Here is a 19,220-nt window from a genome sequence, read left to right on the forward strand (position 1 = left end):
CCGGCGGTCGCCGCCGGTGAGTCGGCGGCGGCATCCGTTCGGACGGTCCCCGCTACCCCCGAAAGGCAGTCATGATCCTCCGCAACCGCTCCTACTTCGGCTGGGGCGCCACCACCGCCGACCCGGCCGACCCCACGCACGGTCTGGTGGTCCATTACAACGGGCCGGCGTCGAACCTGACCGGCCACGACACCTGTGTCTCCTACTGGAAGTCCACCCGCGACTTCCACGTCAACACCAACGGGTGGGCGGACATCGGCTACTCCTTCGGGGCGTGCCGGCACGGTGAGGTGTTCGAAGGCCGGGGGCTGAACCACTACCAGGCGGCGCAGGGCACCACCGCCGGCAACGCCGACTGGTACTCGGTGACGCTGATGCTCGGCGGCGACGAGGACGCCACCGGCGACCAGATCCAGGCGGTCCGCGACCTGCGCGCCTACCTGATGGACCGTGGCGTCGCCGGGACGGTGCGCGGCCACCGCGACTTCGTCTCCACCGACTGCCCGGGCGACAAGCTGTACGCGATGGTCCAGGACGGGACGTTCTCCGGCGGGAGCGGCGGCGAGGTGACCGCGCCCTCCGGGTCGCCGCTGCTGAGCCGCGGCTCCACCGGGGCACGCGTCCGGCGACTCCAGCAGGCCCTGACCAAGGCCGGGCACTCGGTCGGCCCGAGCGGCGCCGACGGCGACTTCGGCCCGGCGACGGAGTCCGCGGTGCGGGCCCTGCAGCGCCGCTTCGATCTCACCGTGGACGGCGTGTACGGGCCGCAGAGCGCCCGGGCGCTGCGCGACGCGCTCGCCGGCTGATCCCGGGTCCACGCGGCCGCCGGTCCGGCCGGCCCCCACCGGGCCGGCGGTCGCGTGGCCCCTGCCGGATGGCGTGGACGGCCTCGCCCCCTGGCCGGGTCGCGGAAGTGGACCGGGATGTCAGTGGCCATGGTGAACCCGCGGTGCGGATGCGTCTCCGAGCCCTGATCCCAGACCGGCGCACACCTCGGGTACGTGGCCAGGTCCGCGGTCGCCTCGCTCAGCGCGTCGCGGAGCAGGACCGGCGTGCGCCCCTTGGGCGGGCGCGGCAGGGGCACGAGCCGGGTAGCGGGCTCGGCCAGGATGCCGATGGCCGACTTGTTCTTGCCGGTGATCGGATCGCCTACCCGATGTCCGGGAACGGCCCGGTCGGCGGCCTCGGCCGGACACTCGCTGCTCACGACCATCGGGCGGGCCATGCGCGGCTGCCGGGGCCGGCGGCGGGGGCGTCGCATCGCGCGTCCGGTGCGCAGCGCCTTGGCGAGTCCGCGGCGGAGTTCGCCGCGTCCCTGGACGTAGCGGGGGTAGACCGTCTCGTGCGTCCTGTGCGTCTCCAGGGGCAGGCCGTGCGCAGCGCCTGGGTGATCTGCGGGGGAGGACGCCGCACCGCCGGGCTGACCGTGCGGCAGGTGCAGCCACCCCTGTGCGGCGGTGTCGATCGGACCGGCAGTTTCCGGCTCCACTATCCGGGGCGGCAGCGGCGGGCTCCCGCGGTGCGCAGTGGCGGAACAGGCCGGGGAGGGCGTCGGGCCGCGCCATCGGGCCCGGCCGTCCAGTGTGGCGCGGCGGGCCGTGCACACCGGTACGCCTATGTTCAGGTGATGGCTGCCCGCCAGAGACGTGCCCGCGCGGTGGCCCCGTGTCGCGACAGCCGTACGGCGCCCGGCGCAGGGCCCGTGACGTGCGCCGGACTCCTGCCCCGCGAGGGGAACCCGCCCGGCAGCGGGAGACCACGCCATCTGGCGGTGGACCCGGCGAAACGCCCACGAGGCGGCACGTCCGACGAGCGTTCCCGCCGGCCGGCGTCCCCGCTCGCCCCCACCGTGGCGAGCAGGCCAGAATGGGCGCCGTGGACACCGAGAACACCGGCACGGCCGGAGCCAGGACACTGCTGCGCGGACTCGCGGTACTGGAAGCCGTGGGCCGCGGCCGCCGCCGGCTCGCCGACCTGGCCGCGGAGGTGGGGACCAGCAGATCCACCACCCACCGGCTGGCCAGCGCGCTCGTCGCGGCCGGGTTCCTCCGGGTCGACGAGGACGGGTACCGGCTGTCCGCGAAGCTGATCGAACTCGGAGCCAAGGCCGAGGCCGAACTCGACATCCCCCGGATCGTGCACGAGACGGTGCTCGACGTCGCCGGGCGCACCGGCGAGGCCGTGCACGTCGCGGTGCTCGATGGCGCGGACGTCGTCTACATCGACAAGGCACGGTCCCGCCGCGGCATCGAGATCGCCTCCCGCGTGGGCGGCCGGATCCGGGCCCAGAACACCGCGCTCGGCAAGGCCGTCCTCGCCACCCGCTCCGACGCCGAAGCCCTGGCCGCCTACGATCCGGCCGCCCGGGCCACCCCGCGGTCACCGGCATCCGCCACCGAGTTCGGCGCGGCCGTCCGGCGGGCACGGGACGACGGGTACGCGCTGGACCGGGAGGAGAACGAGCTGGGAATCTCCTGCGTCGCCGCGCCCATCGCGACCCCCGGCATCCCGGCGGTCGCCGCGATCTCCATCACCGTGCCGACGGTGCACCTGACGGCCGAGCGCGTCACCGAGCTCGGTGACGTCGTCGCGCGGGCCGGGGCGCTCCTCGGGCGGCGGCTCGGCGGCGGTTCCGCGCTCACCTGGCGCTGAGCGGGTCAGCCGGCGCGGCTCGCGCGCAGGTCCGCGAGCCGGGACGGCAGGTCCGGGTCGTCCAGGAGCGCGCGTCCGACCCCCACCGCGAGCGCCCCGGCGGCCAGCCACTCGCCCGCCTCGGCCACCGAGATCCCGCCCGTCGGCACGATGCGCGCGCCCGGCAGGACGTCGAGCAGCCCGCGCAGGTACCGGGGACCGCCGACGTGGGCGGGGAACAGCTTGGCGGCTCCACCGGCGCGCAGTGCCGCCGCGACCTCGCCGGGAGTGAAACCGCCTTCCAGGAAGAGCGTTCCGCCTCCGGCGATCTCGCGCACCTCCGGCGCGGCGTACGGGCTGACCAGGAAGGCGGCGCCCTCACCGAGTGCCCGCCGGGCGTCGTCCGCGCTGGTCACGGTGCCCACCCCGATCGTCGACTCGGGGAACCGCTCCCGCACGGCGCGGACGGCGGCGGGCCAGTCAGGGATGCTCGTGGTCAGCTCCACCACCCCGAGCCCCGCATCGGCCAGCCGCTGCACGGCGTCCAGCGTCGCGTCAGTACCCGGCGTACGCAGCACGGGCAGCAGCACGGCCTCGGCGATCGCCGCGAGGACGGTGTCCGGTGCGGCGGACGGCGGCGTGGGAGCGGTCATCGGGTTCCTCCGTGGCTGTGTCCCACCGTGGGACGGGGACGGGCCGGCTCCCGGGGAGCCGGGGCCGGGGACGGGCGCCGGACAGGGCGGCGCGCGGGGTCCCACATACAGGGATGGGTGGTCACTTTCCGGGACATCGTAGGCGAGCCGTACCGTCCGTTCCAGCACCGGGGTGGGAGAGAGGGCCATGCAGAGGTGGCGCCGGATCGAGCGGTGGCCGTGGCCCTTGGCGCGCGGCTCCTGGACGGCCGGGTTCTCGTGGATCCGGTCGGCGAAGCGGCTGCCGGCGCGCCGGAGTGCGGCCGGATTCCGCTCCGGTCCGGCCGTCGCCGCGCCCGCCCTGGTGCGGGGTGCGGCAGGCGGCGCCGGACACGTGTGGTCCGCCGGTACGCGGCGCTCCCTGGCTGGCCGGGGCCGTGCCACAGAGGCCATCGATCGACCACCTGCACGCTTGGGGCCCTTGGCAGGCAGTCTCGGCGACGAATGTGGCCCGCCCCGGCCACGCGACCTCGATCGGGGGCGCTCGCCCATCCAGGTGGCCGCGGCGGCCGTCTCCCGGTCCGAGGCAGGACCGGCGTCGGGGTCGGCGCCGCACGCAGCCGCTCGGTCTTGCGCTCATGGGGCCGGGGTACCCCTCGACCCGCCCGGTGAATGTTCGGCGGGTGCCTGCCGGATTGCGGCGGCCGACGCGGCGCCCCCGCAGGTCGGCGTCCATAGACCGCGCGGACGCGGCGCGCGGTCGTTCGGCGGCCCGGGCAGGCCGTCTCCGCGCTGGTTCCCGCTTCCGTCCACCCCGGATTCTGCACCGCGTCCTCCTCCCCGGGCGTGATGTCGGCCGTTGGTGGGCAGTGGGGATTCCCCGCAGGCGGCCGGTTGCCGGGGAGCCATCCGGTCATGTGGCAGCACACGGGGTGAGCGCGTCGAGCATGCTGGGCCGGTCCGCGCGGTGGCGGCGAGGGTGATGGCTGGTCGGCGGGCGGCTCCTGGACGGCGACGGCGCAGGACAAGTATGCGAGCGTCGGCGAAGAGGCCGCCCCGAGACGCTCCGAAGCGGCCGTTGGGGCGATGCACCCTCGGTAGCCGGTCATCGTCACCAAGCGTCGCAGTGGCCGCTGGTGGGGACCCCACCGCGTTCGTCATGGGACACGACCCTGGCGGTCCCGTCACTCCGGAACAGGACCGGCTGGTCGACGCCGGAATCCGTGGCCGGCGGGCACGGCGGAGCGTGCCCGGGCCGTCGCGCCACATGGTCGCCGCGCCGTCCGGCCGCGCAGGGGCGGTGGCGGGCCCGCTCGCCGGTGGTCCTATAGTGAAGCGCATCCCGATTCGCGGGACCCATCCCACATATCGGGATGGCCTGCCCTGGACACGATGCCGGGAGGACCGCCGAGTGCCACGTCGAAGAGCAGTGCCGCCGCCCGAATCCGCCCCCGCGCCCGACGGCCCCACGAACGGAGGCCGCCGTGGCTGACCGGGACCTCGTGGCGCTCGGTGAGTGCATGGTGGAACTGAGCTCGGTGGAACCGCTGTCCACGGCTTCCTCGCTCACCGTCCGCTACGCCGGCGACGTCCTCAACACGCTGACCGTGGCCGCGCGGCTCGGCGCGCGTACCGGCTTCGTCACCCGGGTGGGACGCGACCCGTTCGCCGAGCGGATGCGCGCCGCCTGGCTGGCAGAGGGAGTGGACCTCACGCACGCGCCCCTCGTCGACGGGGTGAACGGCGTCTACTTCATCAGCGTGGACGGGAACGGCGAGCGCGAGTTCACCTACCGCCGCGCCGGGAGCGCCGCGAGCACGCTCGCGCCCGAGGACGTCGACCCCGGTTACCTGGCGGGCAGCCGCGCGGTCCTGCTCTCGGGCATCACCCAGGCCATCTCGGCGAGCGCGCAGCAGGCCACCGCCTACGCCGCCCGGGTCGCGCGCGAGGCCGGCTGCCTGGTCGCCTACGACCCGAACCACCGCCCGGCACTGTGGGCGGTACGCGGCGGCCCGGAGGCCGCCCGCGCGGCCGCCGCCGAGGTGCTGCCGTGGGTGGACGTCCTGCTCCCCAGCGTGCCGTCCGACCTGGTGGCGCTGCCGGTCGACGCGCCGGACCGCGCGACGACCGGCGCGGCGGCGCACGCGCTGCTGGCCGGCCTCGCCCCGACGGTGGCGGTGAAGGACGGCGCGGCCGGGGTGTACGTCGGTCCGGCCGGCGGCACGGAGCACGTCCCGGCCGTGCCGCCGGAGCGGGTGGTCGACACCTCGGGCGCCGGGGACGCGTGGAACGCCGCGTTCCTGGTGGCGCTGCTACGCGGCGGCGGCGCCGCCGACGCGGCCCGTGCGGCCAACCGGGTGGCGAGCCGCACGGTCGCGCACCGGGGCGCCATTCCGCCACGGGACGCCGACCTCACGCTGCCAGAATCGGGAGCGCCCCCGCTCTAGTCTCGCTTCTTATAGACGGCGTAGAGCGGGCCGCCGAACGGGGCGATGGCCACACGACCGGACCATTTCACGTCGGGAATCAGGTCGGCGTCCCCCCATTTCTGGTTTTCAATGTCGTATGACACCCACCACCAGTCGCCATCGAAAGGCGCTGTTTGGTAAACGGCACGCAGCAGTCCCTTGTCAGGGGAGAGTGCTACCGTCCAGGCGTTCTCCGTACCCGCGATCTCCTGCGGAGGTGACCACTCGCCTGCCTCGGGGTCGTAGCTCACCCACCGGAGGGGAGCCTCCAAGGCGGCGTACACGGCGAACAGCTTGCCACCAGCGGCGGCGACGTTCCACCAGGAGGGGGAGGTCACCTGCGGAACTGCCTGCGGCTCGGTCCATTTCTCGGTCTTCGAGTCGTAGGCGAGCCACGACAGGTTCCAGTCTTCGTCGACGAACGTCACATAGAGCAGTTTGTTCAGCGCAGTCGTGTGCGGGCCGTTGTACGCCTTGGCATTTGGAACCGTGCGGACTCGGGACCAGGTGTTGGTCTCCGAGTCGAAGGTGCACCACTTCAACTGTCGCGCCTGTAGTACCACGTTCTCCTGGCAGATGAGGTACAGCAGGCCGTGGTACGCGGCGGGGGACGGTCGTCCTCGGGACACCAGGCCGGGTACGGTCTGCGGCGTCGTCCACTCCTGCGTCTCCAGGTCATACCTCAACCAGGTGAGGACACCTTGTGCGTCCCCTGCGGAGGAGATGACATAGAGGCCCGCGTTGTACTGGTCGATGCCGAACAGGCCCTGAGACCCGCTTCGGATCCCGGGGATCTGACCGATCTCCTCCCACCGCGCACCCTCGTGCCGGCTCCAGTACAGCGGATCGACACTGCGCACACCCTGCTGCCCACCGAACTCGCTCATCTGCGGTCTCCCCTTCTCCGAGGTCCGTGTGGCCGAGGCGCGGCCCGTCGCACCCTGACGCTGGACGAGTCGGCCGGACACATGGCAGGCGCGCGGCGGATTCCCGCCGCGCGCCCTGGCTGCGTGGTCATACCACCCGTATCCCTGACCGTGGACCCCATCCGCCACCCTCGCTTGGCGAAGTGCGGGACCAATCCGCAATCCGGCTTTGCGCCCCCGACCTCAGCCCGCGAGCCTGCCCAGTACCGTCAGGTAGCTCTTGATGAAGTGGTCCCGGATTCCGTCGGAGCCCGGCGCGAACAGGTCGGCGGTGTGGCCGCGCAGGCTGTCGGTGGCGCGGCCGATGAGTGACGGCTTCTTGTCGCCCAGCTTCCCGGCGGAGTCGATGTACATCTCCTTCGCGACGTGCCGGTACACCGGCGGGGGCGGCAGCTGCGGGACGACATCGTTGTTGTTGACGAACCGGAACATCCGGCCGCGGAACGCCTCGTCGTAGGCCGCGGACAACTCGCCGTCGCCGGTCCGCGGCTGCCCGAAGGTGTAGACGCCGTCGGCCAGCAGACCCGGATCGTCGAAGTGCATCCGGGCCGCCGCGAGCATGGCGAGCGCGCCGCCGAGGCTGTGGCCGGTGAACCACAGCGTCTGCCCGGAGGTGCGCGCCGCGGTGACCGCGTCCAGCACCTGCGGGTAGATGGCGTCCAGAGCCTCCGCGAACCCGAAGTGCACCATGCCCCGGCCCGAGGAGTGCGGCACCATGGGGGCGTTCGCGTCGGACAGCCAGTCCCGCAGCTCGGTCGGTTCGGTGCCCCGGAACGCGACGACGATCATCCGGTCGCTCGCGGCGACGAACGCCTCCGTGTCCTGCAGCGGGAACGGCGGCCGGTGCGCCACCTCGAACGAGCTGGCCTCCGGGAACCCCCACTCGGCCGCGCGCGCGACGACCTCGTCCGGCTCCTTGTACGCCAGCGCGGCCGCCTGCGCCAGGCAGTGCGCGTGCGGCAGCCCGTAAGAGGTGGTCGTGTGGTCGAAGGCGACCTGGGTCATTCCGGCGCTCCATGCTGATCGACTACGTGGCGTGACGCAGTCTTCCCGCACCGTGATCGGCCAACCCTGCAGGTCGACCCACCGCCGCTTTCCGGACGTCCGAAACGCGCCGGCTGGTCGGTGGGGCGCCACGGCGCACGCTCACCCGGTGCGGCGCTCGGCGGCGGCCACGATCGCCGACAGCCGCCGGTGGTGCGCACCGGGCCAGTACACCCGCCCGCACGCCAGGCATCGGGCGAACGAGTCGTAGGTGGCGCGGGTGCCCGGCAGCAGTTCCGGCTCGACCTCGGCCTTGCGGACCTCCGCCAGCAGGCCATTGCACGCCGTACACCGGGTCCACGGAGCCAGCGGCGGTGCGAACCGGTCGAGGACGTCGGCCAGTTGCTCGTCGGGGTGCGCGCCGCGCACGAAGCCGCCGGCGCGCAGCCGGCGGCGGCGCAGCAGCCCCCGGTCCTGGGTGAGCAGCACCCGCTGCTCGGCGTTGGCCTGCGCGATCAGCGCGTCGTCGTCGGCGTCATTGCGGTAGGCGGTGTCCACACCGACCAGCCGCATGCGCCGAGCCAGCGCCCCGAGATGGACGTCCAGCACGAAGCGCGGCGGCGACCACGGCACCGGCTGCGGCCGGCGTACCCCGAGCACCTCGACGGACGCCGCGGCGCCCGGCCGGTGCGACGGCGGCACCGCCTCGCCGTCGACGCGCAGGGCCCCGACCTCGGTGAGCGGGACGCCCAGCGACTCCACCACGTGTCCCAGAGAGGACGTTCCGTCGTGCGGCGCCCGGACCTGGGCGCCGCGGTTCCGCGGGTGCAGGAAGAACCGCAGCTCGGCGGCGAAATGCAGGCGCAGCGTCCTCTCTTCCACGCATCCCAGGATGCCATCCGTTCCGCGAAACCCCGGCCGCGCGTCCACCGGGGCCGCCGCGGGTAGGCTCCGGGGCGACCAGCGTCCCAGCCCGCGACGCCCCGGGAGGCCGTCATGACCGAGCAGCCGGCGCTCGCCGTGGCACTGTCACGGGGGCCCGTGGTCCTCGACGGCGGTCTGTCCAACCGGCTGGCCGCCGGCGGCGCCGAGCTGTCCGGCGGCCTATGGACGGGCCGGGTACTGCGCGAAGACCCGGAGCAGGTGCTCCGCGCGCACTGCGACTACTACCTCGCGGGCGCGAGCGTGGCGACCACCGCGAGCTACCAGGTGACCTTCGAGGCGCTGGCCCGCCGCGGGGTGGACCGCGCCGGTGCGGTGGACCTGCTGCGGCGCAGCGTCACGCTCGCGCGGGAGGCCGCCGGCCGCGCGGCCGCCGCCGGGGTGTCCCGGCCGCTGTGGGTGGCGGCCTCGGTGGGCCCCTACGGCGCCATGCTCGCGGACGGCTCGGAGTACCGCGGGCGCTACGGGATCAGCGTGCGGGATCTGGAGCGGTTCCACCGGCCACGGCTGGCCGCCCTGGCCGACGCCGGCCCGGACGTGCTGGCGCTGGAGACGGTGCCGGACATCCGCGAGGCCGAGGCGCTGCTGCGGGCGGCCGAGGGGCTCGGCGTCCCCGCGTGGCTCTCCTACACCGTGGCGGGCGGCGCCACCCGCGCCGGTCAGCCCCTGGAGGAGGCGTTCGCGCTGGCCGCCGGAGCCGACTCGGTGATCGCCGTCGGCGTCAACTGCTGCACGCCGTCCGACGTCACCCCGGCGCTGCGGACGGCCGCCCGGGTGACCGGCAAACCGCTCGTCTGCTACCCCAACAGCGGCGAGTCCTGGGACGGCGCCACCGGCACCTGGCGGGGACGCTCGGAGTTCGACGAGGGTGACTCCGCCGCGTGGATCGCGGCCGGCGCCCGGCTGGTCGGCGGCTGCTGCCGGGTGGGACCGGCCGACATCGCCCGGCTGGCGGCGGCCGTGCGAGGCGACGGCCGACCCGCCGGGTGACCTCGAATTCCGGCAACGCGTGCGGTCGGACCACGTGTCCTCGCTGGGGAGGCCGCCCCGGCACGGACGGCCTCCCCGGAAATCGTCAGCCGCAGTTGGTGCCGCGCTTGCCGCCCTCCACGCCATTGATACGGCCCATCCAGTCCACGCACCGGCCCGCCGCATGGAGGCGGATCGGTCCCGCGTAACTGGTGAAGTAGCCGCCGTCGAACTCGGTCCAGTGGCCGCCCACCGGACTGACCGCGAGCCCTGCCTCGATCAGCACCGCGGATCCGACGCTGTTCCGCTTCGCCACCACGCAGTTATAGCCGTTGGACGAGTTGTAGGTGAGGAACACCGTTCCCACACTGCCGATCGGCGCGGAGTTCACGACGCTGTATCCGCTACCGCACTCCCCGCCGTAGGTGGCCGCGGCCGCGGGCGATGCCCCGGCGACCAGGCCGGTGAGGGAGGCAGCGGCGACGGCTGCCACCGCGATGGCCTTCTTGATGAGGGTCATGTCCGTTCTCCTCGCGTGTTCGCCGGCCGGAGTCAGCCGCAGTTGGTGCGTTCGCGGTCGTCGGTGGCGGTGCCGATGGTCCCGCCCCAGTCGACGCACTCGCCACGGGCGGCCACGTAGACAGGGCCCGCGTAGGTCGTGTAGTTGCCGTCGTCGCGGACCCAGGTCGAACTGGAGGAGCGCTTCAGGAACGCCTCCATGAAGGTGGCCGTGCCAGGCGTCGTCCGGATCGTGACGACGCAGTTGTTGCCGTTGGAGCTGTTGTACGTGAGGAAGACGGTGCCCCGGTTGTTGGGCAGATCGAAGTCGTTCACGACGCCATAGCCGGTGCCGCACTGCCCGCCGTAGGTGGCGGCGGACGCGGGCGCGGCCGTGGCGACCGAACCGGCGAGGGCCATGGCGGCGGCCGCACCGAAGAGCGCGGCCTTCTGGATCATCTTCATGAGGGTTTCTCCGTGAGAGAGGGGGTGCGGGTCAGCCGCAGTTGGTGTTCTCGTCGCCGCCGTACTGGCCGTTGATGGCCCCGCCCCAGGTGACGCATTCGCCGCGGGCGTAGCGGTACACGGGCCCGGCGTAAGTGGTGTAGTTACCCTCGTCGATCTCGTACCAGGCGGGGTCGGACTGCCGGGCGATGGCCGCCATCATCGGCCGCGCCGCGCCCGGACTGTTGCGGATCGTGACGACGCAGTTGTTGCCGTTGGAGCTGTTGTAGGTGAGGAAGACGGTGCCGAGGTTGCCGATGTGGTCGCGGTTCACCTCGACGTAGCCGGAGCCGCATTGGCCGCCGTAGGTGGCGGCGGACGCGGGCGCGGCCGTCATGAGGGTGCCGCCCACGGCGGCGAGAGTGGTGACGCCCACCACGAGCGTCTTCTTGAGCGTGGACAAGTGCGGGTCCTTAGGTGTAGGTGCCTGGCCCCGACTCTGCGGACTTTCGAGGACCGGGTCATTGACGGTCCTCTGCCGGTGGGGGAGCGGCGCGGAGTGACTGGTTGGAGGTGGAAACCGCCGGACGGCGCTCGTGCCGGAGACCGCGTTCGGTCTCCGGGAGGGCACGAGCGCGAGACTGACGGTTTCCAATATTCGGAGCGATTCGGCGAGATGTCGTTGACAGCGCGTCCACGGATGGTTGACGATGCGTGGCCGGCAGCGGACGAACCCGCCGGGCCGCCCGAACGCCACCGCCGCCAGGCGCTGCCCCCTGCTGCTACCCGGTACCACGAACGGGTGCAGCGGCTGCCCGCTGTCGCGGTCGAACCTCGCGGTGATGCCCCGGTCCGTCTTGGAGGAGTCGCGCCATGTCGGCGTAGCGGTGGGTGGGCACGATGTTTCCGGCAGGCCGGTGATTCCTCCGGCCGTTATGCGGGTCGGGTCCCCGGGGCCCTATTTGATCTGGCCGCCCACAGTCAAGGTGCCGCCCCTCCGCTCCTGGCCGACGTCCTCACGGCTCCAGCAGTACCTTGCCGTCGCGCCCGCGCTCGGTGGCGGCGCGCAGTGCCGGGCCGATCCGCGACAGCGGGAACCGCCCCTGGACGCGGGTGGCCGCGTCGCCGTTGAGGACCAGCTCGCCCGCCGTGCGCAGAGCGTGCCCCACGTCCGCGGGATCGGCCGCGTGCACCCAGTAACGCAGCCAGAACAGGTGGATCCCGATCTCCGGGCGGCGGGCGGCGAGGTCGGGGGGCAGCGGGCGGCCGGACAGCAGGCCGTAGTGCACGAACCGGCCTCCCGGCGCGGTGGCCAGCGCGAGTCGTTCCCCGTCCGCGCCGCCGACCGCGTCGAAGGCGACATCCGGGCCGCGGCCGCCCGTGCGGCGCCGCAGTTCCGCGGGCCAGTCGGCCTGTCGCGTGGTGAGGACCGCCGCCCACGGCACATCGGCCAGCCCCGTGGCGTGCGGGTCGCCGCGTACCAGGCCGATGGCGGGAACGCCTCGCCGGTGCAGCATCCGGGCCAGCATCGCCGCCGTCGCCGACCCGGCCGCGTTCACGGCGACGTGCCGGGTCCCGGACCGCACGTGCTCGTCGATCATCCGCATCGCGGTCACCGGATTGATGTAGCTCACCGCGGCCTGGTCGTCGGTGAGTTCCGGACTGACCCGAAAACACCAGCGCGCGTCCGTGCGTTTGACGCGCTGCCACCCGCCCGCGCTGCCGATGGGCAGCACCCGGTCGCCGACCGCCAGGCCGTGGACGCCGGGCCCGACGCGCTCGACGACACCCACGCCCTCGAATCCGGGGACCAGCGGCAGCGGCGTCCGGGAGGCGTACGCGCCGGAGATCGTCACCAGATCCGACGGATTCACGGCGGCGGCCGTCATCCGCACCCACACCTGACCGGGACCCGGCGGATCCGGGCGGTACGGCTCCACCCGCACCACGTCGGCCGCCGGGCCGAACGACCTCGCGATCGCGCGATACATGCCGACCTCCTCGGGCTCTGCTGGACCGCGTCCATCATGCCGCCCTCCGAACTCGTCCAGGATCTCGGGCACCGTGCCTGACGTGCGGACGAGCGTGAACACGCCCAACTTGATGGCCATGTGCACCACGGTCGTCGCCGGCGTCTTCGATGAGATCGGCGCTCACGCGTTGTCAGTGTCATGGCGCGCCTACACCGTGTCGCGGAATCGCGGCTCGCGCTCCCGCCGCGGGCGGCGCGGGGACGGCGGGTGGACATCGGCCGCGGCGCCGTCGAGAATCGGCCCGGGCGCGGGTGGTCCGGCCCGGCCGGCGGGAGGAGCGGGCGGTTGCGGGTGCGGATTCCGTTCTCCGACGTCGACATGCACGGCAACGTGCACAACAGCCGCCTCGTCGCCTACGTGGAGGACGCCATCACCGACTTCCTCCGCGCCACCGGCCTGACCGCCCGGTTCGACCCCCGGTCGGGGACCGCCGTCTACCACGTCAAGAAGGTCGAGGTGGTCTTTCAGCGCCCCGTGCGGTTCGGCGACGTCATTGACATCACCGCCCGGCCGGCGCACCTCGGCCGCACCAGTCTCGCCTTCGACGTCACCGTCCGCCCGGCCGAGCAACCCGACGCGCCCCCGGCCGTCCAGGGCCAAGTGGTGTGGGTCTGCGTCGACCCCGCCACCCGGCGCACCGTCCCCATCCCGGCGGAGACCCGCGCGGCGCTCACCCGCGCCGGAGCCGAGTACGCGGACGGACGACACGACAGCGGCCCGCAGCCGGGCGCGTAACGAAGGAGACCGCCGTGCCGCTCGCCGAACGGATCGCCCACTGGTACCGGACCCGTCCCGACGCGCTCGCCGTGTGGATCGGTGCGGACCGGATCGGTTTCCGGGCCCTCGCCGAGCGGGCCGCCGCCGTTGCGGCCGGGCTTCGGGCGGTGCCGAGCCTCGCGGTGGGTGCGAGGTGGGGCGTTCCCGGGCACGGGCGGCTGCTCGCGGTCGACGTCGGCAACCGTCTGTGCTTCGCGGAACTGTTCATCGGCGGCACCGCGGGCGACGGCGCCTGCGCGGTGCTGGACCCGGCGTGGCCGGCCGGGCAGACCGCCGAGGTACTGCGCCGGCTCCGGCCGGACCTTCTCGTCGCGGACGCCTCCCGGCCGGGTACCGTCGCGGCGGCCCGCGAGTGCGGCGTGCCGGTGCTGGTGGCCGGTGGGCCGGACCCCGGTGGTGCCGACGGCGGGCGCTCCGGCTATGCGGCCTGGCTCGCCGCGCACCACGGTGCCGACCCGGAGCGGGAACTGGCCCCCGGCGCGGACGACAGCACGTTCCTCATCGGTTTCACGTCCGGCACCACCGGTGTGCCCCGCGGCTTCCGCCGCGCACGGGCGGAGTGGCGGGCCAGTCTGCCCCGCAGTCGCGCAGTGTTCGGCGTGACCGAACAGGATCGCACCCTGGCGCCCGGTCCGCTCGCGCACGGCCTGGGGCTGTACGCGTTCGCGGAGGCGCTGCACGCCGGATCGGCGTTCGGGACGCTCCCCGGGTTCGACGTCACGGCGGTGGCCGACCTGCTGGCCGCCGGCCAGGTCACGCGGCTCGTGGTCGTGCCGACGATGCTGCGTGCCCTGAACCGGCGGCTCGCCGAACTCGACGTGCGGCTCCCCGGGGTCACGAGCGTGGTCAGCAGCGGCGCCGCGCTCGACCCGGATACGCTGCGCCGCACCCGCGAGCGGCTCCCCGCCGCGCACGTCCACGACTACTACGGCGCCTCCGAGCTGGGCTTCGTCACCGTCCGCCACCTGCCGCCGGGCACCGGCCCCGGCGACCTCCCCGACTCCGTCGGCACGCCGTTCCCCGGCGTCCGGATCGAGGTCCGCGACACGGCCGGCCGTCCGGTGCCGCCCGGCACCGTCGGCACGATCCACGTGCGCAGCCCGCTCGCCTGCGGCGGCTACGTGTGGGGCGACGGCACCGGTTTCAGCAGGTCGGGGGAGTGGACCACCGTCGGCGACCACGGCAGCCTCGACGCGTCCGGCACCCTCCACCTGGTCGGCCGCGCCGGCGGCATGGTGATCACCGGTGGCCACAACGTCCACCCGGGCGAGGTGGAGTCGGCCCTCCGCCGCCTCGACGGCGTCGACGACGCCGTGGTGGTGGGCGTCCCGGACGGCTACCTCGGCACCGTTCTGGTGGCCGTCCTGACCGGCCCCGCCGCCACCGCCCCGGCACCCGAGTCCCTCCACCGCCGCTGCGCCGCCCACCTCGCCCACCACAAGATCCCCCGCCGCTGGTACGCCCTCCCCGAGTGGCCCCTGACGCCGAGCGGCAAGATCGCCCGTGAGCGCGTGGCGGAGTGGGTCCGCACCGGCGACCCGCGCCTGGTGCCGCTCGCCGGCGAGCGGTAGCAGGGGCCCGCGCAGGGCGGCGGCCCCCGGCGATCGCCGCGACCGCGCGGGCACGATGACGGTGCTCCGGGCCGCCGTCTCCGCGAACGGCGCGCGCTCGCGAAGGCGAGTCCACCCCTCGCCCCCGTGCGGTCCTCGCGCACCGCCGGGCACACCTCCGGCTCTACCGTCGCAGAGGACGCCGAGTTTGGCAATCGGTTGACAAAATGTGACCCACGCCGCTCCAATGGGGCCATGGCCGATCTACAACGTCGCGACCCCGACCGGCTGCTGCCGGCCGATCCGGAGACGCGGGCGATCGCGCGGGACCTCTACCAGCGGGTCGCCGGGCGCCCGATCATCTCGCCGCACGGTCACGTCGACGCCGCGCTGCTCCACTTCGACGAGCCGTTCGCCGACCCGGCCGAACTCTTCGTCTCCCGCGACCACTACGTGACCCGGCTGCTGCACGCCGCGGGGGAGGAGCTCGGCTCGCTCGGCGTCGGTGACGCCGCCCCGGGCGACGCCCGTGCCATCTGGCGCTCGCTCGCCGAGCACTGGCACCTCTTCGCCGGGACGGCGACCGGCTACTGGCTCGAAGAGGAGCTGTCGGAGGTTCTGGGCGTCGAGGGCGAGTTCGGGCCGAAGACCGCCGATCGCGTCTACGACGAGGTCCGCGATCGGCTCGCCGACCCCGGATTCCGGCCGCGCGCGCTGTTCGAGCGCTTCGGGATCGAGTTCCTCGCCACCACCGACGACCCCCTCGACGACCTCGCGCACCACCGCGCGATCCGCGCCTCGGGCCTGCCCGGCCGTGTCGTCCCGACGTTCCGCCCCGACGCCTACCTCGATCCGGCGCGGCCGGACTTCGGGTCCCGGGTGGAGCGGCTGCTGGCCACCACCGCCTCGCCCGCCACCTTCGCCGGGTACCTCGCCGCCCTCGAAGCCCGCCGGGCGTACTTCGCCGCACACGGCGCGGTGTCGGCCGACCACGGAGTGGTCGAGCCGGTCACCGCCGACCTGGAGCCCGGCGAGGCGGAACGGCTGTTCCAGGCCGCACTCGCCGGCACCGCCGACCCGCGGCAGCGCCGCGCCTTCCGGGCGCACATGCTCCTGCAGATGGCGCGGATGAGCGTCGAGGACGGCCTGGTGATGACCGTCCATGCCGGCGTCCACCGCAACCACAGCCGCCCGACCCTGCGGCGCTTCGGCCCCGACACGGGCCACGACATCCCCGTCCCCACCAGCTTCACCGAGGGCCTGCGCCCCCTCCTGGACCGGTTCGGGCTCCACCGCGACCTGCACCTCGTCCTGTTCACGGTCGACGAGTCGGCCTTCTCCCGGGAACTCGCCCCGCTGGCCGGCTTCTACCCGGCCGTCTACGTCGGGGCTCCCTGGTGGTTCCTCGACGCGCCCGACTCGATCGCCCGCTTCCGGTCCGCCGTGACCGAGACGGCCGGCTTCTACCGCACCTCGGGATTCATCGACGACACGCGCGCCTTCCTCTCCATCCCCGCCCGCCACGACACCGCGCGCCGCGCCGACGCCGGCTTCCTTGCCCGGCTGGTCCGCGAGGGGCGGCTGTCGCTGCCGCGGGCCGAGCTCATCAGCGACGACCTGGTCGGCGCCATCCCGAGACGGGTGTTCAAGCTGTGAGCGCCGCCCCTCCGGCCATCCGGCTGACGCGCGCCGCCCTCCGCGCCGCCGGGCGCGCCGTTCCCCGGCCACCGGTGCGGATCGTGCACATCGGTGTCGGCGCGTTCACCCGGGCGCACCAGACCTGGTACACCGCCCACGCGGCCGACGCCGCCCACTGGGGCATCGTCGGCTTCACCGGACGCCGCAGCGGGACGGCCGACCGGCTCGCCGCGCAGGACGGGCTCTACATGCTCGTCGAACGCGGGCCGGCGGGCGACCGCCACGAGGTCGTCCCCAACCTCGTCGCCGTCCACCCCGGAGACCGCGCCGACGTGCTCACGGCCGCCCTCAGCGCCCCGGGCACCGCGGTGGTCACCCTGACGATCACCGAGAGCGGCTACCGGGTGCGGCCCGACGGCGGCCCCGACCTCGCCGACCCGGTCGTCCGCGCCGACATCGACCGCCTGCGCGCCGCGGCGGCCGGCCCCGGACTCGCCGTGGCCCGGCCGGTGAGCGCGCTCGGCCGCCTCCTGCCCGGCCTGGCGGCCCGCCGCCAGGCCGGGGCCCCGCCCGTGGCGATCGTGCCGTGCGACAACATCCCCGCCAACGGGGCCTTCCTGCGCCGCGCCCTCACCGGGCTCGCCGCGGAGGTCGCACCGGCGCTCGCCGCCTGGGTCGAGCGCGACGTCGCGTTCGTCTCCACCTCGGTCGACCGGATCACGCCCCGGATCGGGGAGCAGGACGTCCGTGAGATCGCCGAGGCCACCGGGTGGGACGACGCGGCACCGGTCATCACCGAACCGTTCGCCGACTGGGTCCTCTGCGGCGACTTCCCGGCCGGCCGCCCCGCCTGGGAGACGCGCGGCGCCCGGTTCGTCGGCGACATCGCGCCGTACGAGGCGCGCAAGCTCTGGACGCTCAACGCGGCGCACACGCTGCTCGCCTCGCTCGGCCGGCTCCGCGGGCACCGCACCGTCGCGGAGGCGATCGCCGACCCGGTCTGCCGGGCGGGGGTCGAGCGGCTGTGGGACGACGCCGAGCGCCACCTTCCCGCCGGACTCGGCATCCCCGGCTACCGGCGGGCCCTGCTCGCCAGATTCGGAAACCGCCGTATCGAGCACCCGCTCGCCCAGATCGCCGCCGACGAGCTGACCAAACTCCGGCTGCGCGTCGTTCCGGTCGCCGAGCGCGAACTCGCCCGGGGCCGCTCCGCCGCCGGTTGCGCCCTGCCGGTGGCCGCCTGGATCGCCACGGTGACGGCGGGACAGGGCTCCGGCTCCCAGGAACCCCCCGAAGTCGCGCGGGCCCGCACGGCGCCCTCGCCGCACACCGCGCTGCTCGCCGCGCTCAGCCCGGACCTCGCCGCCGACGAACGGTTCCGGCGGCAGGTGGCGGAGGCGCTGCGCACGCTGCCCGCGACCCCCGTCCGCAACCACGCGCCGAACCCGGACAGCGCCGAGAAAGGAACACACCGATGACCGCACTTCCCCCCGGTTTCCTGTGGGGAGCCGCCACGGCGCCGCACCAGGTGGAGGGCAACAACGTCAACAGCGACTGGTGGGTCCGCGAGGGCATGGTGCCCGGCATGGAACGCAGCGGCGACGCCATCGACAGCTACCACCGCTACCCCGAGGACATGCGGCTGCTGGCCGACGCCGGGCTCACCGCCTACCGCTTCGGCGTCGAGTGGGCCCGCGTCGAGCCGGTCCCCGGGCTCATCTCCAAGGCCGAACTCGCCCACTACCGCCGCATGATCGACACCGCGCTCGAACTCGGGCTCACCCCCGTGATCACGCTGCACCACTTCACCACGCCCCGCTGGTTCATGGAGGAGGGGGGATGGCTGGGCGAGCGGGCGATCGAGCGCTTCCGCGGCTACGTGACCGCCGTGACGAGCATCCTCGACGGCGTGCCGTGGGTGGCCACCATGAACGAACCCAACATGCTCGCCATGATGATCTCCCTGGAACAGGCCATGCGGTCGGGACAGGCCGGGGGCTGGCAGAGCCCGACCGTGGACGGCGGCCCGCGGCCGCCGCTGCCCCCGCCCGACACCGAAGTCGGCGCCCGCCTGGTCGAGGCGCACCACGCGGTGCGCGACATCGTCCGCGAACGAACGGACGCGGCGGTGGGCTGGACTGTCGCCAGCCGGGCGTTCGTCGCGCGACCCGGCGGCGAGGAGAAGCTGCGCGAGCTGGAGTACATCTGGGAGGACCTCTACCTGGAGGGATCGCGCGGCGACGACTTCGTCGGCGTGCAGTCCTACTCCAGCCAGTGGGTGACGAGCGAGGGCATCGAACCGTACCCGCCGCACCCGGACAACACCATCGTCGGCGCCGCCTACCGGCCGGACGCCCTTGGCATCGCCGTCCGGCACACCTGGCAGGCCACCGGTGGCCTCCCCATCCTCGTCACCGAGAACGGCATCCCCACCCGCGACGACGCGCGGCGGATCGCCTACACCTCTGAGGCACTCCGGCACCTGTTCGCCGCCATGGACGAGGGGATCGACGTGCGCGGCTACCTGCACTGGAGCGCGCTCGACAACTACGAATGGGGCCACTGGGCGCCGACCTACGGGCTCGTCGCCGTGGACCGCGAGACGTTCCAGCGGCACCCCAAGCCGAGCCTCACGTGGCTGGGCGACGTCGCCCGCCGCGGCGGCCTCTGACGGGAGCACGCCCGGCACGTGCGGCGGCAACCGCTTGCCGCCCGCTCATGACCGGAC

17 protein-coding genes are annotated in these 19,220 nt (G+C 74.1%); 9 read left to right on the plus strand and 8 right to left on the minus strand.

Annotated elements, in window-relative coordinates; translation table 11 throughout:
- The first annotated feature begins 71 nt into the window (after positions 1-71).
- A complete protein-coding gene (locus ACFQRF_RS13005) occupies positions 72-806 on the plus strand; it encodes a peptidoglycan recognition protein family protein (protein ID WP_379871311.1) in 735 nt (244 codons plus the stop codon).
- Between the two features lie 1,069 nt (positions 807-1,875).
- Entirely contained in the window at positions 1,876-2,652 is a 777-nt protein-coding gene (locus ACFQRF_RS13010) for an IclR family transcriptional regulator (RefSeq protein ID WP_379871312.1), read from the plus strand.
- A 5-nt stretch (positions 2,653-2,657) separates the two neighbouring features.
- Here the strand turns inward: ACFQRF_RS13010 and ACFQRF_RS13015 are convergent, their stop codons facing one another.
- Entirely contained in the window at positions 2,658-3,284 is a 627-nt protein-coding gene (locus ACFQRF_RS13015) for a bifunctional 4-hydroxy-2-oxoglutarate aldolase/2-dehydro-3-deoxy-phosphogluconate aldolase (RefSeq protein ID WP_379871313.1), read from the minus strand.
- A gap of 1,463 nt (positions 3,285-4,747) precedes the next feature.
- Between ACFQRF_RS13015 and ACFQRF_RS13020 the strand changes: the two genes are divergently transcribed.
- Entirely contained in the window at positions 4,748-5,710 is a 963-nt protein-coding gene (locus ACFQRF_RS13020; protein WP_379871314.1) for a sugar kinase, read from the plus strand.
- On the opposite strand, the gene ACFQRF_RS13025 is transcribed toward ACFQRF_RS13020, so the two are convergent.
- The 3 genes from ACFQRF_RS13025 to ACFQRF_RS13035 form a co-directional block, all read right to left on the minus strand.
- Positions 5,707-6,618: a Kelch repeat-containing protein gene (locus tag ACFQRF_RS13025; RefSeq protein WP_379871315.1), complete on the minus strand. Its 912-nt coding sequence runs from the start codon at positions 6,616-6,618 to the stop codon at positions 5,707-5,709. The two genes, ACFQRF_RS13020 and ACFQRF_RS13025, sit on opposite strands and share 4 nt — an antisense overlap.
- A 222-nt stretch (positions 6,619-6,840) precedes the next feature.
- The gene (locus ACFQRF_RS13030; RefSeq protein WP_379871316.1) at positions 6,841-7,662 is read right to left on the minus strand and encodes a lipase family protein; all 822 of its coding nucleotides are present in this window, start codon (positions 7,660-7,662) and stop codon (positions 6,841-6,843) included.
- Positions 7,663-7,803: 141 nt separating this feature from the next.
- Entirely contained in the window at positions 7,804-8,523 is a 720-nt protein-coding gene (locus ACFQRF_RS13035) for a Mut7-C RNAse domain-containing protein (protein WP_379871317.1), read from the minus strand.
- A gap of 114 nt (positions 8,524-8,637) precedes the next feature.
- On the opposite strand from ACFQRF_RS13035, the gene mmuM reads away from it, so the two are divergent.
- Positions 8,638-9,573, plus strand: coding sequence for a homocysteine S-methyltransferase (mmuM, locus tag ACFQRF_RS13040; RefSeq protein WP_379871318.1), 936 nt, complete (start codon positions 8,638-8,640; stop codon positions 9,571-9,573).
- An 85-nt stretch (positions 9,574-9,658) separates the two neighbouring features.
- Here the strand turns inward: mmuM and ACFQRF_RS13045 are convergent, their stop codons facing one another.
- The 4 genes from ACFQRF_RS13045 to ACFQRF_RS13060 all read right to left on the minus strand — a co-directional run bounded on the left by ACFQRF_RS13045 (position 9,659) and on the right by ACFQRF_RS13060 (position 12,605).
- The gene (locus tag ACFQRF_RS13045; RefSeq protein WP_379871319.1) at positions 9,659-10,072 is read right to left on the minus strand and encodes a spore-associated protein A; all 414 of its coding nucleotides are present in this window, start codon (positions 10,070-10,072) and stop codon (positions 9,659-9,661) included.
- 32 nt (positions 10,073-10,104) lie between these two features.
- Complete coding sequence (locus ACFQRF_RS13050) at positions 10,105-10,515, minus strand: spore-associated protein A (RefSeq protein ID WP_379871320.1); 411 nt, start codon at positions 10,513-10,515, stop codon at positions 10,105-10,107.
- 31 nt (positions 10,516-10,546) lie between these two features.
- Positions 10,547-10,957 carry a spore-associated protein A gene (locus tag ACFQRF_RS13055; RefSeq protein WP_379871321.1) on the minus strand — a complete coding sequence of 137 codons (411 nt, stop codon included), beginning with the start codon at positions 10,955-10,957 and terminating at the stop codon, positions 10,547-10,549.
- 553 nt (positions 10,958-11,510) lie between these two features.
- Positions 11,511-12,605 carry a zinc-dependent alcohol dehydrogenase family protein gene (locus tag ACFQRF_RS13060; RefSeq protein WP_379871322.1) on the minus strand — a complete coding sequence of 365 codons (1,095 nt, stop codon included), beginning with the start codon at positions 12,603-12,605 and terminating at the stop codon, positions 11,511-11,513.
- 213 nt (positions 12,606-12,818) lie between these two features.
- Between ACFQRF_RS13060 and ACFQRF_RS13065 the strand changes: the two genes are divergently transcribed.
- From ACFQRF_RS13065 to ACFQRF_RS13085, 5 genes are all read left to right on the plus strand, one after another.
- The gene (locus tag ACFQRF_RS13065; RefSeq protein ID WP_379871400.1) at positions 12,819-13,262 is read left to right on the plus strand and encodes an acyl-CoA thioesterase; all 444 of its coding nucleotides are present in this window, start codon (positions 12,819-12,821) and stop codon (positions 13,260-13,262) included.
- A gap of 14 nt (positions 13,263-13,276) precedes the next feature.
- Entirely contained in the window at positions 13,277-14,875 is a 1,599-nt protein-coding gene (locus ACFQRF_RS13070; RefSeq protein ID WP_379871323.1) for an AMP-binding protein, read from the plus strand.
- Positions 14,876-15,109: 234 nt separating this feature from the next.
- Positions 15,110-16,510: a glucuronate isomerase gene (uxaC, locus tag ACFQRF_RS13075; protein WP_379871324.1), complete on the plus strand. Its 1,401-nt coding sequence runs from the start codon at positions 15,110-15,112 to the stop codon at positions 16,508-16,510.
- Positions 16,507-17,970 (plus strand): mannitol dehydrogenase family protein, encoded by a 1,464-nt coding sequence (locus ACFQRF_RS13080; RefSeq protein ID WP_379871325.1) that lies wholly within the window; start codon positions 16,507-16,509, stop codon positions 17,968-17,970. The genes uxaC and ACFQRF_RS13080 overlap by 4 nt, the downstream gene beginning before the upstream one ends.
- On the plus strand, positions 17,967-19,163 hold the full coding sequence (locus ACFQRF_RS13085) for a family 1 glycosylhydrolase (protein WP_379871326.1): 1,197 nt from the start codon (positions 17,967-17,969) through the stop codon (positions 19,161-19,163). Before ACFQRF_RS13080 ends, ACFQRF_RS13085 begins: the two co-directional genes overlap by 4 nt.
- Positions 19,164-19,220: the final 57 nt, after the last annotated feature.

The sequence above is a fragment of the Marinactinospora rubrisoli genome (assembly GCF_042664915.1).
Taxonomy (GTDB): Bacteria; Actinomycetota; Actinomycetes; order Streptosporangiales; family Streptosporangiaceae; genus Marinitenerispora; species Marinitenerispora rubrisoli.

Excerpts from the sequence above, each read along its gene's own strand:
- ACFQRF_RS13005 (WP_379871311.1), top strand. The coding sequence starts at position 72 with ATGATCCTCCGCAACCGCTCCTACTTCGGCTGGGGCGCCACCACCGCC.
- ACFQRF_RS13015 (WP_379871313.1), bottom strand. The coding sequence starts at position 3,284 with ATGACCGCTCCCACGCCGCCGTCCGCCGCACCGGACACCGTCCTCGCG.
- ACFQRF_RS13025 (WP_379871315.1), bottom strand. The coding sequence starts at position 6,618 with ATGAGCGAGTTCGGTGGGCAGCAGGGTGTGCGCAGTGTCGATCCGCTG.
- ACFQRF_RS13030 (WP_379871316.1), bottom strand. The coding sequence starts at position 7,662 with ATGACCCAGGTCGCCTTCGACCACACGACCACCTCTTACGGGCTGCCG.
- mmuM (WP_379871318.1), top strand. The coding sequence starts at position 8,638 with ATGACCGAGCAGCCGGCGCTCGCCGTGGCACTGTCACGGGGGCCCGTG.
- ACFQRF_RS13045 (WP_379871319.1), bottom strand. The coding sequence starts at position 10,072 with ATGACCCTCATCAAGAAGGCCATCGCGGTGGCAGCCGTCGCCGCTGCC.
- ACFQRF_RS13050 (WP_379871320.1), bottom strand. The coding sequence starts at position 10,515 with ATGAAGATGATCCAGAAGGCCGCGCTCTTCGGTGCGGCCGCCGCCATG.
- ACFQRF_RS13060 (WP_379871322.1), bottom strand. The coding sequence starts at position 12,605 with ATGGCCATCAAGTTGGGCGTGTTCACGCTCGTCCGCACGTCAGGCACG.
- uxaC (WP_379871324.1), top strand. The coding sequence starts at position 15,110 with ATGGCCGATCTACAACGTCGCGACCCCGACCGGCTGCTGCCGGCCGAT.
- ACFQRF_RS13085 (WP_379871326.1), top strand. The coding sequence starts at position 17,967 with ATGACCGCACTTCCCCCCGGTTTCCTGTGGGGAGCCGCCACGGCGCCG.